Below are 14166 nucleotides of genomic sequence, written 5' to 3' on the forward strand. Positions count from 1 at the left end.
CATGTCCAGACCCCAATGTCCGCGCTGCCTGCGCCCACAAACCCATTGCCTTTGCCCGCTGATCCCCAGCCTCGACAGCCGCACCCGCGTGTTGCTGTTGCAGCACCCGAGCGAGGTCAATCACGCGCTCAACACTGCGCGGCTGGCGGCGCTCGGTTTGAACAATGCCGAACTGATCGTCGGCGAGGTGTTCGAGGATTTGCCAACGCTGCTGAACCGGCCGGGGTATCGGGCGCGATTGCTGTTTCCGGCGGACGATGCGCAGCCGATGCAGGCTTACGCCGCGTCCGATGAACCGCTGTTGCTGGTAGTGCCGGACGGCACGTGGCGCAAGGCACGCAAGATGCTGCACCTCAATCCGCTGCTGGCGGCGTTGCCGCGGGTGACTTTGGCGCAGGGTGGGGTTTCACGGTATCGGCTGCGCAAGGCACCGGGGCCGGGGGCGTTGTCGACCATCGAGGCGATCGTTCAGGCGTTGCAGACGCTGGAAGCGCCGGCGTCTTTCGAGCCGTTGCTCAAGCCGTTCGAGGCGCTGATCGAAGGGCAGATTGCGGCGATGGGGGAGGAGACTTTCCAGCGCAATCATGCTGGAAAATAAGGGTGCTCTCACTGGCCTCTTCGCGGGCAAGCCCGCTCCCACAGGTATGGCGTCGTACTCAGCTTGTGTGTACGACAGGTACATTGTGGGAGCGGGCTTGCCCGCGAAGAGGCCAGATCATTCAGCATTCAATCCGGATCATTACTAGCGTTCGCGCATTGCCTCGGTCCGGGCCTTGAGCACCGGTTTCAGCAGGTAATCCAGCACGCTTTTCTCTCCGGTGATGATGTCCACTGTCGCCACCATTCCCGGAATGATCAGCAGCGGTTTCACATCCCCGCCCAAATGGTTTTTGTCGGTGCGCACCTGGATCAGGTAGAAGCTGTTGCCCTTGTCGTCAGTGATGGTGTCGGCGCCGATCAGTTCAAGCTTGGCGCTGAGCCCGCCGTAGATCGTGTAGTCGTAGGCGCTGAACTTGACCATGGCTTTCTGGCCCGGATGCAGGAACGCCACGTCCTGCGGCCGCACCTTGGCTTCGATCAGCAGGTTGTCTTCCAGCGGCACGATTTCCACCATGTCGCTGCCCGGCTGGACCACGCCGCCGATGGTGTTGACCTTCATCTGCTTGATCACCCCACGCACCGGCGAAGTCACTGTGGTGCGGCTGACGCGGTCGTCGATGGCGATGCTCGACGCGGTGATTTTCGACAGGTCGGTGCGTTTTTCGTTGAGCTCCTTGGCCGCCTCGGAACGGAAGGTCTGTTCCGATTCGTCGATCTTGCTGCGGATCTCGGCGATGGCCGATTCGGCGCGGGGAATCGCCAGGGTCGTGGCGTTCAATGAACCGCGAATTTCCACGGCGCTGCGTTTGAGTCGCAGGATCTCCACCGGCGACACGGCGCCGGTCTTGACCAGCGGTTCGGACATGTTCATTTCCTGATTGACCAGCGCCAGGCTCGAACTGTATTGCCCCTGTTTCGACCGAAACTCCGCCAGTTCCTGCGCCTTCTGCCGCAGTTGTTCGCTGAGGGTGCGTTGCTCGCTGGCCAGCCGCCGTTGCCGTTGTTCGTAAAGCGAGCGCTCGTCCTCGGCGACTTGCGGGGCCTTGGCAATCACCTCGTCCGAGAGCTTGAACGGCCGTCCTTCGGCCTCGGCGGACAAGCGTTCGACCTGCGCGGTCAGGGCATAACGATCGGCCTCGCTTTCGCCCTTGTTCGACAGAAACCGCGTGTCATCCAGACGCAGCAAAGTATCGCCCTTGCTGACCATTTGCCCTTCACGCACGAAGATCTCGGTGACGATCCCGCCTTCGAGGTTCTGGATCACCTGAACCTTGCTCGACGGAATCGCCTTGCCTTCGCCCATGGTCACTTCCTGGAGCACGGCGAGCTTGGCCCAGACCAGCGCACTGATCAACAGCGCCGCCGCCAGCCACACGGTGATGCGCGACCAGCGCGGTGAATCCTGCAACGAGGCGCCAGCGGTTTCCGGCATGAATTCAGCCTCGGCGCTTTTGCCGAAACTGTCGAAGTAACCGCGCGGTTTTGAAGAGGAGGAAGCAGACATGGGGCAACTCCTAGACCGCTGCCGAGCCGACCCGGCCCTTGCGCAGTGCATCGATGACCGCTTCTTTCGGACCGTCGGCGACGATCCGGCCGTTGTCCAGCACCAGCAACCGGTCCACCAGGCTCAGCATCGAGGTGCGGTGGGTGACCAGCAGCAAGGTTTTGCCCTGCACCCAGCCGTGCAGCTTCTGGCGCAGGACATCTTCGCTGCTGTTGTCCATGGCGCTGGTGGGTTCATCGAGCAGCATGATTGGCGGGTCGAGCAACAGCGCCCGCGCCAGCAACACGGCTTGGCGCTGGCCACCGGAGAGCAGTTGCCCACGCTCGCCCACCGGCCGGTCGAAGCCTTGCGGATGCTGCCGGGCAAGCTCGGTGACGCCGGTCAGTTCAGCGACTTCAAGCATCCGCGAATCGCTGATGTAGCGGGCGCCGAGGGTCAGGTTGTCACGCAGGCTGCCGGCCAGCAGCGGCAGGTCGTGGGCCACGTATCCGATCTGCTGGCGCAGGTCGGCGACATCCAGTTGCCGCAGGTCGAGGCCGTCGAGCAGCAACTGGCCTTCTTCCGGTTCGTAGAACCCCATCACCAGCCGCGCCAGGGTGCTTTTGCCCGAGCCGCTGCGGCCGATGATGCCGATCCGCTCGCCGGGTTTGACGCTGAAGCTGACGTTGCTCAAGGCCGGGGCATTCTGGCCGTTGTAGTGGAAAGTCACGGCGTTGGCGTCCAGCGCGCCTTGCAATTGCGTGCGCTCCAGCGGACGTTGTTTGCCGTCGCGCTCCTGGGGCAGGGACATCAGCGCATCGGTGCTTTTCATGGTCAGTTGCGCTTGCTGGTAGCGCGTGATCAGTCCGGCGATCTGTCCCAGCGGCGCGAGCACGCGACTGCCGAGCATGTAACTGGCCACCAGTGCACCGACGCTGAGGTTGCCGGCGATGATGCTGTAGACCCCGGCCACAATCGTCGCCATCCCCGAAAACTGCTGGATGAACAGCGTGCCGTTGGTGGCCAGCGCCGAGAGATTACGGGCGTGGCTGTCGAGGCGGGTGAGGGCGCCGTGGGTGCTTTCCCATTTGTGCTGGCGCTCGCTTTCGGCGCTGCAGGCCTTGAGGGTTTCCAGGCCGCCGAGGGTTTCGATCAGCAATGCCTGACGCTCGGCACCAAGGCTCAGGCTTTTCTGCACGGTGTCGCGCAGACGGGCCTGAATGATCATCGCGAAGATAATCGTGATCGGAAACGCCAGCAGCGGAATCACCACCAGCCAGCCACCGAGCAGGCCGATCACCACCAGCATCAACACCACGAAGGGCAGGTCGATCAGGCTGGTCAGGGTCACGGCGGTGAGAAATTCGCGCAGCCCCTGAAAGTCGTGAATGCTCTGGGCGAATCCGCCGATGGTCGCCGGCCGGGCCTTCATCGCCATGCCGGTGATGCGCTCGAATAAAGTCGCGGAAAGGATCACGTCAGTCTTCTTGCCGGCGGTGTCCAGCAGGTGCGCGCGGACCACCCGCAGCACCAGTTCAAAACCGGTGCCGATCAGCAGCCCGATGGCCAGCACCCACAGGGTTGACGTGGCCTGGTTCGGCACCACGCGGTCGTAGGTCTGCATGACGAACAGCGGCACCATCAGGCCCAGCAGGTTGATCAGGAAACTGGCGAGGATCGCATCGCTGTACAGCCATTTCGACAGCTTCAGGGTGTCGCGAAACCATGCCTGCACCCGTGGCACCAGCGGCGAGCGCAGGTCTTCCAGTTCATGCCGGGGCCGGGCGAACAGGGCCTGGCCGCTGTAGTGTTCGGTGAGTTCTTCACGGCTGACCCATTGCTCGCCGCCGTCGGCTTCGCTGGGCAGGATCAGCGCCTTGCCGTCTTCGGCAAACCGCCGCAGTACCGCCGTGCGCCCGTTGCCCAACAGCAACAGCACCGGCAGGTTCAGCGGTGAAATGTCTTTGAGTTCCCGGCGCAGCAAGCGCGCCTGCAACCCGGCCCGGGCTGCGGCGCGGGGCAGCAGGTCCAGGCTCAGGCGTTGTCTGTCCAGGGGCAGGCCGGCGCTCAGGCTGGCGCGACTGACCGTCGCGCCATGCAGTTTGCAGAGGATCAACAGACCGTCGAGCAACGGGTCATCGAAGCTCAGCCGCGGATCGATCCCGGTGTTACCGGACTGCATGCTGGTCATATTGATCGCTCCCCTGGCACTGCATCATCGGGACTACTTCAGTTCAGGCAAGCGCGCTTCGTTCTTCACCTCGGTCGCGGCAATCGCATCGGCCGGCAGCACGATCCGCTGCTTGTTCAACAACTGGCCCATGTTTGCCAGCACGCGGTACATCGAGAACTCCTCGGTGTAGCGGATCTCGGTGTAGCGGCGGTTGGCGTTGTACAGCTCGTTTTCACTGTCGAGCAGGTCGAGCAGGGTGCGCTGGCCGAGGCCGAACTGATCCTGATACGCGGCGCGCACACGCTTGGTGGTTTCTGCGTATTCGCGGGCGGTCGGGGTCTGCTTCTTGGCGTTGACCATGGCGTTCCAGGCCAGGTGAATGTTCTCGTTGAGCTGACGCAGGGCGTTGTTGCGGATGTCCATCGCCTGGTTGATCTGGTGCGCATCGGAGGCCAGTCGCGCCTTGTCGCTGCCGCCGCGGAACAGGTTGTAGTTCATCACCACGCCGACCCGCCATTCGTTGTCGTGGCCCTCGTCACCCTGCACGTTGTTGTTGGCGCCGACTGCCGCTTCGGCATCAAAGCGCGGGTAGAACGGCGACTTGGCGACTTCGTACTGGCTCTCGGCCGATTGCACGTCGGCCTGGGCGGATTTCAGGTACGGGTTGTTCTCGACCATGCTCTGCTGGGCTTCGGGCAAGGTGGCGGGCAACTCGCCGCGGGTCGAGGCGGGGGTTTCCAGCTCATCGGGCATTCGTCCGACCACGCTGTAGAAGTTCGATTCGGCGTCGGCCAGATCGACTTCGGCGGTGTCGAGGTTGTTCTGCGCCAGCGCCTTACGGGCGACCGATTGATCGGAGTCGGCGGTGCTGCCCACGCCGCGCTCGGTGCGCAGGCCGATCTGGTCGTTGACGCGCAAGTGCGCCTGCAGGTTGTTCTTGGCCAGGGTCACCAACTCACGGCGCTTGAGCACTTCGAGGTAGACCTCGATGGTGCGCAGGGCCAGGTCCTGGGCGGTGCCTTGCGCATAGTAGGCGCGCGAGTTGGAAACGCCCTTGGTGCGCTCGACTTCGTTGGCGGTGTTGAAACCGTCGAACAGCATCTGCCGCAGACGCAATTCGGACTGGGTGTAATTGAGGATTTCGGTGTGGTGGTTACCGAAGGCCCGGGTGTTGGTGTTGTCGCTGTAGCCACGCCCGTAAGCAGCGTTCAGATCCACCGACGGATAGAAGCCGCCCTTGGCGACCTTCACCTGTTCATCAGCCGACAGGCGCGCGTCCACGCGCGAGGCAAGTTCGGGGTGGGTGGCGATGGTGCTCTGGATCGCTTCGGTGAGGTTCATGGCCTGAGCTTGGGAAGTGCAAGCCATGGCCAGCAAAACCGCACTGCAGAGGGGGGTTAGAACGCGCATGGGTGCATCTCCCTGAGTCCTGATGGTGTTCCGCTGTCGCCAATTTATTGACGATATTTTTAGTAGAAAGCGTTTCATGCCTGTAACAACAGAGCTAAGAACATCCTGAAGCGTAGCTAAGAAAAAATTTTCATAAGGGCTATGCCAAAAAAAACTTATGCGGTTTGCCAATTCCGGCACATTGTTCCTCTCGAAAGCCTTTGTTTTATGCGCGTTAGGGAGCACAGAAAGGCTTGAGGAAAGTTCCACTCACTTTGCGACATACGGGCGAAGTACTGCTAAAGGGGAGGGACGCGTAGCGGCTGATGAGCGACATTTTTTTGTCACTTGGGTGATTCACCACCGTTACGTAGCGCTAGTGGGCGTGCTGCATCGAACAGAGATTCCAAGTGCCTGATGGCGCTGGCGTTTCTGGATTTGCGCAACCTGCGAAACGAACTGTCGAGGTGCGAGCGTCGCCCCGACAACCCGCTTGAGCCATGGGCTGCTTCGCAAACCAGCGCCGACGGTGGTCGGCAGCGGAGGAATGCACATGGCAACGCTCATCGGGATCGTCACTAAAGTCATTGGTCAGGTTTTCGCGCAATCGGCAGACGGCAGTCGGCGCCCATTGGTCGAAGGCGATCGGCTGTTTGCAGGAGATCAACTGATCACCGGAGCGGAGGGGGCGGTTGCCGTCCATCTGCAAAATGGCCAGGAACTGACCCTCGGTCGAGACAGCAGCCTGACCATGACCGGGCAGTTGCTCGCCGATCAGGCCGCCCACGTCAATGCCCCGGAAGCGGTGACCCCGAGCGAGTCGCAACTGACCGATGTCGAACAGATCCAGAAAGCCATTGCCGCCGGCGATGACCCGACCCAAACCGCCGAAGCGACAGCGGCCGGCCCCGGAGCCACCGGTGGCGCGCCGGGTGGCCTGGGTGGCGGCCACAGTTTTGTGTTGCTGACCGAAGTGGCGGGCCGGGTCGATCCGGTCATCGGTTTCCCGACGGCCGGTTTCAACGGCATTCCCGAGTTTCCCGAAGAACGGCATAACGCCGTGATCGACAACGGTGACGGCCAGGCCGCACCGATCGTTCCGCCACCGCCACCGGTCAACAACCCGGTGACCCTCGGCGGCCTGTCCGTGTCCGGCGGTGAACTGACCCTCAACGAAGCCAATCTGCCCGACGGTTCCGCCGCCAACCCTGGCGCGCTGACCCAGACCGGCAGCTTCACGGTATCGGCGCCGGACGGCCTGAGCAGCCTGAGCATCGGCGGCATCAACGTGATCGTCGGCGGCGTGCCGATCGGTTTCCCGCAATCGATCACCACGCAACTGGGCAACACCCTGACCATCACCGGCTACAACCCGGCCACCGGCACGGTCAGCTACAGCTACACCCTCAACGGCAACGAAACCCACGCGGCAGGCGACGGTGCCAATAACCTCAGCGAACAATTCACCGTGATCGCCGGCGACAGCAATGGCGACACCGCCACCGGCACGCTGGACGTCAACATCACCGACGACGTGCCCAAGGCTGTCGATGACAGCAACCCCAATACCGCTTCGGAAACCCTGCTGACCCTGACCGGCAGTGTGCTGTCGAACGACGTCCAGGGCGCTGACCGCATCCTCGTCGGCGCCAACAGTGGCCCGGTGGTCGGCGGCACCTTCACCGGCACTTACGGCACCCTGGTGCTGAATGCCAACGGCACTTACACCTACACCCTGAACACCAGCGATGCCGACTTCAAGGCCTTGCACGGTGGTGGCAGCGGCACCGAGACCTTCACCTACACCCTGCGCGATGCCGACGGCGACACCAGCACCGCGAACCTCGTCTTGCAGATCCACAACAACGACGACCCGGTGGTCATCAACGGGTTGAACGTCGAGGGCGGTGAGCTCACCGTCTACGAAAAAAACCTTGGCGACGGCAGCAGCCCTGACGCTCCAGCGCTGACCCAAAGCGGCACCTTCACCATCACCGCGCTCGACGGCGTCACTACGCTGACCATCGGCGGCATCGCCGTGGTCACCAATGGCGTGGCGGCAGGCTTCCCACAATCGGTGACCACGCCACTGGGCAGCACGCTGACCATCACCGGTTTCAACGCCGCCACCGGCGTCGTCAGCTACAGCTACACCTTGGTCGACAACGAAGCGCATCCGACCGCCAACGGTGCCAACGTGCTCAACGAGCAATTCGCCGTGACCGTGGTCGACGACAACGGCACCACCGCGAACGCGACGCTGGACGTGAACATCGTCGACGACCTGCCAAAAGGCGTGGACGACAGCAACGCCGGGACTGCTTCGGAATCCAACCTCACCTTGAGCGGCAACGTCCTCACCAACGACGTGCAAGGCGCTGACCGCGTGCCTGTCGGCGAAAACGCCGGCCCGATCACCGCCGGCACTTTCACCGGGACTTACGGGACATTGGTGCTGAACGCCAACGGCACGTACACCTACACCCTCAACACCAGCGACGCCGATTTCAAAGCGCTGCACGGCGGCGGCAACGGCACCGAGACCTTCACCTACACCATCACCGATGCCGACGGCGATACCAGCACCGCCAACCTCGTCTTGCAGATCCACAACAACGACGATCCGGTGATCATCAACGGCCTCGACGTGAACGGCGGCGAACTCACCGTCTACGAAAAAAACCTCGGTGACGGCAGCAGCCCCGATGCTCCAGCCCTGACCCAAAGCGGCACCTTCACCATCACCGCGCTGGATGGCGTCACCACGCTGACCATTGGCGGCATCGCTGTAGTCACCAATGGCGTGGCAGCAGGCTTCCCACAATCGGTGACCACGCCACTGGGCAGCACGCTGACCATCACTGGCTTCAACGCCGCCACCGGCGTTGTCAGCTACAGCTACACCTTGGTCGACAACGAAGCCCACCCAACCGCCAACGGCGCCAACGTGCTCAACGAGCAGTTCGCTGTGACCGTGGTCGACGACAACGGCACCACCGCCAATGCCACGCTGGACGTGAACATCGTCGACGACCTGCCAAAAGGCGTGGACGACAGCAACGCCGGCACCGCTTCGGAATCCAACCTCACCTTGAGCGGCAACGTCCTCACCAACGACGTGCAAGGCGCCGACCGCGTGCCAACCGGCCCCAATGCCGGCCCGATCACCGCCGGCACTTTCACCGGGACTTACGGGACATTGGTGCTGAACGCCAACGGCACGTACACCTACACCCTCAACACCAGCGACGCCGATTTCAAAGCGCTGCACGGCGGCGGCAACGGCACCGAGACCTTCACCTACACCATCACCGATGCCGACGGCGACACCAGCACCGCCAACCTGGTGCTGAACATCCACAACAATGACGATCAGGTCTACCTCAACGGCCTCGACGTCAACGGTGGCGAACTCACCGTCTACGAGAAAAACCTCAGCGACGGCACCAGCCCCGACACCCCGGCGCTGACCCAGAGCGGCACCTTTACCGTCACTGCGCTCGATGGTCTGCAAACCCTGACCGTGGGTGGCATCGCCGTGATCACCAATGGCGTGGCGGCAGGCTTCCCGCAATCGGCGGTCACGCCGCTGGGCAGCACGCTGACCATCACTGGATACGACCCGGCCACCGGCGTGGTCAGCTACAGCTACACCCTGGTGGATAACGAAACCCATCCGACCGCCAACGGCGCCAACAGCATCACCGAGAACTTCAACGTGGTGGCGACCGACACCGATGGCAGCACCGCCACCGGGCAGATCAACGTCAACATCATCGACGACCTGCCGACCGCCAAACCCGACGCGACGTCGGTGCAGGAGGGCGGCACCGTCAGCGGCAACGTGCTGGACAACGACATCGGCGGCGCCGACGGCCCGGCAGCCAGTGGCGCGGTAGTGGGCGTGCGCGCCGGCTCCGACACCTCGACCTCGGCCATTGGCGGGCTCAACAGCAACATCAACGGCACCTACGGCTACCTGACCCTCGACGCCAACGGCAACGCGGTCTATCACAGCAACCCGAATGCCGTGAGCGGCCCGGGTGCGGTGGACGTGTTCGTGTACACCGTGCGTGATTCCGACGGCGATGAAAGCACCACCACCATCACCATCGATGTCTACAACAGCTGCCTCAAAGCGGTCAGCGACACCGACGTCACCGTGTACGAAAAAGCCCTCGACCTGACCAAGGACGGCCAGGATCTGGCCCCTGGCACGGTCACCGGCAGCGACCCGACCAGCACCGGAGAAACCGCGTCCGGCACGCTGGTCGGCTCGGTCACCGGCGCGGTCGGTGCGATCAGCTACGCGCTGGTCGGCAGCGCCACCGGCAACTACGGGCAAATCGTGCTCAACCCCAACGGCACGTACACCTACACCCTGACCTCACCGGCCAGCACCACCCCGCACGCCGACGACGGCGCCAACACCCTGACCGAAACCTTCACCTACCAGGCCACCGATTCGCTGGGCAACGTCGTTACCAGCACTCTCGTGGTCAACATCGTCGATGACGTACCGAAGGCGATCAACGACAGCAACGCCAGCACCGCGTCGGAGACCCAGCTGACCCTCAACGGCAACGTGCTGACCAACGACGTGCAAGGCGCCGACTTGGTGGCGACCGGCCCGAATGCCGGCCCGATCACCCCCGGCACCTTCACCGGCACTTACGGCACGTTGGTGTTGAACGCCAACGGCACGTACACCTACACGCTTAACACCAACGATGCAGACTTCAAGAATCTGCACGGCGGTGGCAACGGCACCGAGACCTTCACCTACACCCTGACCGATGCCGACGGCGACACCAGCACCGCCAACCTGGTGCTGAACATCCACAACAACGACGATCCGGTGGTCCTCAACGGCCTCGACGTGAATGGCGGCGAACTCACCGTCTACGAGAAAAACCTCAGCGACGGCACCAGCCCCAACACCCCGGCGCTGACCCAGAGCGGCACCTTCACCGTGACGGCCCTCGACGGTCTGCAAACCCTGACCGTGGGTGGCATCGCCGTGATGACCAACGGCGTGGCCGCCGGCTTCCCGCAATCGACCGTCACTCCGCTGGGCAGCACGCTGACCATCACCGGTTACAACCCGGCAACCGGCGTGGTGAGTTACAGCTACACCCTGGTCGATAACGAAACCCACCCGAACGCCAACGGCGCCAACAGCATCACCGAGAACTTCAACGTGGTGGCGACGGACACCGACGGCAGCACCGCGACCGGGCAGATCAACGTCAACATCATCGACGACCTGCCAACCGCCAAGGCTGATACCGGCTCGGTGGCGGAGGGCGGCACCGTCAACATCAGCGTGCTGGGCAACGACATCAGCGGCGCGGATGGCGCGGCGATCGTGGTCGGCGTGCGCGGCGGCGGCAACACCGCGACCTCAGCCATCGGCGGCCTCAACAGCAATATCAACGGCAACTACGGTTACCTGACCCTCGATGCAGCCGGCAACGCGGTCTATCACAGCAACCCGAACTCGGTGAGCCCGCCGGGCGCTACCGACACCTTCACCTACACCATTCGCGACAGTGACGGCGACGAAAGCACCACCACCATCACCGTCAACGTCGCCGACAGCAAACTCGTGGCCTCGACCGATCAGGACGTCACCGTCTACGAGAAAGCCCTCGACCTGACCAAGGACGGGCAAGATCTGGCCCCCGGCACGGTCACCGGCAGCGACCCGAGCAACACCGGCGAAACCGCGAGCGGTACGCTGGTCGGCTCGGTCAGCGGCGGCAGCGGCGCGATCACCTACACCCTAGTCGGTAGCGCCACCGGGACTTACGGGCAGATCCAGCTCAACGCCGACGGCACCTACACCTACACCCTGACCTCGGCGCCGAAAACCACGCCGAACGCCAACGACGGGCCGAACACCCTGAGCGAAAGCTTCACCTACAAAGCCACCGATGCGCTGGGCAACAGCACCACCAGCACCCTCGTGGTCAACATCGTCGACGACGTGCCCAAAGCGGTGGCGTCGGATCGGTCGGTGGCGGCGGTGGAGATCGACTCCAACATCCTCATCGTCCTCGACATCTCCGGCAGCATGGCCGACGCCTCCGGCGTACCGGGCCTGTCGCGGCTGGAGCTGGCCAAGCAGGCGATCAGCGCCTTGCTCGACAAATACGACGATCTGGGCGATGTGAAAGTGCAGCTCGTCACCTTCAGCAGCAACGCCACCGACCGCACTTCGGTGTGGGTCGATGTCGCCACGGCCAAGACCCTTCTGGCCGGCCTGAGCGCTGGCGGCGGCACCAACTACGATGCGGCCGTGGCGACCATGTACAACGCGTTCAACACCTCGGGCAAACTCACCGGGGCACAGAACGTCGGCTACTTCTTCTCCGACGGCAAACCCAACGAGGGTGACATCGGCACCGCCGACGAAGCGGCGCTGAAAAACTTCCTCGATGCCAACAACATCAAGAACTACGCGATCGGCCTGGGCAGCGGCGTGAGCAACGCCAACCTCGATCCGCTGGCGTACGACGGCATCACCCACACCAACACCAACGCGGTGGTGGTCACCGACCTCAATCAACTCAACTCGGTGCTCTCCGGCACGGTTGAGGGCGCGCCGGTCACCGGTTCGCTGCTGGGCGAGGGCGGCACGTTCGGCGCCGATGGCGGGTTCATCAAATCCATCGTGGTCGACGGCACCACCTACACCTATGACCCGAAAGCCAACGGCGGTCAGGGTTCACTGGTCGCCAGCGGCGGCGCCAACCACGGCACCTTCAACACGGTGAACAACACCCTGAGCATCGCCACCAACAACAGCGGCACCCTGGTGGTGAATCTCGACACCGGCGACTACAGCTACACCTCGCAGAAAACCACCGCCGTGGTGATCACCGAGAACATCGGCTTCACCCTCAGCGACAACGACGGCGACCTCGCCAGTTCGACCCTGACCGTGAAAGTGATCCCCAACGCGCCTCCGGTGGCGGTGGACGACCACATCATCACCAACGTGCTGTCGGGCAACATCGTGGTGCCGGGCGAACTGTTGCTGGCCAACGACACCGACCCCAACGGCGACACCCTCAACGCCACGCCAACCTCGTTCAACACCGGCTGGATCTCCAAGTCGGCAGACTTCACCGGCACCGGCGCGATCAGCTTCACCGGCACCAACGCCAACACCGCCGCCAACCAGAACCTGGCCAACGTGCGTAATTCGTTCAGCGCCAACGCCGCGACCATGACCGCCGTGCTGGTGGTCAGCGGCTACCTCGGCGCGGTGACCAACACCAACGCCAACGATGAAGACCGCATCACCGTCAACCTGCGCCAGGGCGAAACCCTCAACCTGGACCACAACCTGGCGGCCGGTCACATCACCATGGAGTACTCGATCAACGGCGGCGCCTGGATCGCCCTCACGGACGGCCAGACCCTGACCGCGACGTCCGACGGCGTCTACCAGATCCACATCACCAACATCACCAACACCACGGGCAGCAACGCCAACGCGGCGGAAAACTACCAGCTGACCATGACCCTCAACTACGCCGGGGCCCACGACATCACCCCGGACTACCATGGCACCTACACCGCCAACGACAACCACGGCGGCAGCGACACGGCCAACGTGACCATCAGCTATCAGGACGGCCACACCCTCACCGGCACCTCGGGCGATGACGTGCTGGTGGCCGGCACAGGCGACAACATCATCAACGCCGGCGACGGCAACGACGTGCTGACCGCAGGCTCCGGCAACAACGAACTGCACGGCGGCGCCGGCAACGACTTGCTCTACAGCGGCCCGGGCAACGACCTGCTCGACGGTGGCACTGGCATCGACACCGCCAGCTACGCCCACGCGACCGCCGGGGTGACCGTCAACCTCGGTCTGCTCGGTGCGCAAAACACCATTGGCGCCGGGACAGACACCCTGACCGGTATCGAAAACCTCGTCGGCTCGAACTTCAACGACACCCTCACCGGCGACAACAATAACAACGTCATCAATGGCGGCCTGGGTAACGACATCCTCAACGGCGGTGGCGGTGACGACCTGCTGATCGGCGGGATGGGCAACAACACCCTGACCGGCGGGCCGGGCGCCGACACCTTCCAGTGGCTCAAGGGCAACAGCGGCCACGACACCGTCACCGACTTCACCCCGGGCACCGACAAGCTCGACCTGTCGCAACTGCTGCAAGGTGAAAACGGCACGGCGGCGTCACTGGATGACTACCTGCACTTCACCGTCACCGGCAGCGGTGCTTCGGTGGTCACCACCATCGACGTCAGCGCCATGGCCGGCGCCACGCCGAACCAGACCATCGACCTGGCCGGCGTCAACCTCGCCAGCCACTACGGCGTGACACCGGGGGCGGGCGGGTTGATCGCCAGCGGGCACGACACGGCGACGATCATCAACGGCATGTTGAATGATCATTCGTTGAAGGTGGATACGGTATAGGCCGGAGCTGAAACGACAAAACCCGCCGACCCGATCAAACGGGACGGCGGGTTTTTC

At 63.4% G+C, this 14166-nt stretch carries 5 protein-coding genes; 2 read left to right on the forward strand and 3 right to left on the reverse strand.

Annotated elements, in window-relative coordinates; translation table 11 throughout:
* Position 1 precedes the first annotated feature (1 nt).
* On the forward strand, positions 2 to 598 hold the full coding sequence (locus tag KJY40_RS08665; protein WP_230736199.1) for a tRNA-uridine aminocarboxypropyltransferase: 597 nt from the start codon (positions 2 to 4) through the stop codon (positions 596 to 598).
* 144 nt (positions 599 to 742) lie between these two features.
* On the opposite strand, the gene KJY40_RS08670 is transcribed toward KJY40_RS08665, so the two are convergent.
* The 3 genes from KJY40_RS08670 to KJY40_RS08680 are packed head-to-tail and all read right to left on the reverse strand — an operon-like array spanning position 743 to position 5666.
* Complete coding sequence (locus tag KJY40_RS08670; protein ID WP_230736201.1) at positions 743 to 2104, reverse strand: HlyD family type I secretion periplasmic adaptor subunit; 1362 nt, start codon at positions 2102 to 2104, stop codon at positions 743 to 745.
* Between the two features lie 10 nt (positions 2105 to 2114).
* On the reverse strand, positions 2115 to 4274 hold the full coding sequence (locus KJY40_RS08675) for a type I secretion system permease/ATPase (RefSeq protein WP_230736203.1): 2160 nt from the start codon (positions 4272 to 4274) through the stop codon (positions 2115 to 2117).
* A gap of 33 nt (positions 4275 to 4307) precedes the next feature.
* Entirely contained in the window at positions 4308 to 5666 is a 1359-nt protein-coding gene (locus KJY40_RS08680; protein WP_230736205.1) for a TolC family outer membrane protein, read from the reverse strand.
* A gap of 532 nt (positions 5667 to 6198) precedes the next feature.
* On the opposite strand from KJY40_RS08680, the gene KJY40_RS08685 reads away from it, so the two are divergent.
* A complete protein-coding gene (locus tag KJY40_RS08685; protein ID WP_230736207.1) occupies positions 6199 to 14109 on the forward strand; it encodes a retention module-containing protein in 7911 nt (2636 codons plus the stop codon).
* Positions 14110 to 14166: the final 57 nt, after the last annotated feature.

Origin of the sequence: Pseudomonas fitomaticsae (assembly GCF_021018765.1) — a bacterium.
Lineage (GTDB): Bacteria > Pseudomonadota > Gammaproteobacteria > Pseudomonadales > Pseudomonadaceae > Aquipseudomonas > Aquipseudomonas fitomaticsae.

What these genes read in the sequence shown, in the direction of transcription:
- KJY40_RS08665 (WP_230736199.1), top strand. Translation starts at nt 2, where the DNA reads ATGTCCAGACCCCAATGTCCGCGCTGCCTGCGCCCACAAACCCATTGC.
- KJY40_RS08670 (WP_230736201.1), bottom strand. Translation starts at nt 2,104, where the DNA reads ATGTCTGCTTCCTCCTCTTCAAAACCGCGCGGTTACTTCGACAGTTTC.
- KJY40_RS08675 (WP_230736203.1), bottom strand. Translation starts at nt 4,274, where the DNA reads ATGACCAGCATGCAGTCCGGTAACACCGGGATCGATCCGCGGCTGAGC.
- KJY40_RS08680 (WP_230736205.1), bottom strand. Translation starts at nt 5,666, where the DNA reads ATGCGCGTTCTAACCCCCCTCTGCAGTGCGGTTTTGCTGGCCATGGCT.
- KJY40_RS08685 (WP_230736207.1), top strand. Translation starts at nt 6,199, where the DNA reads ATGGCAACGCTCATCGGGATCGTCACTAAAGTCATTGGTCAGGTTTTC.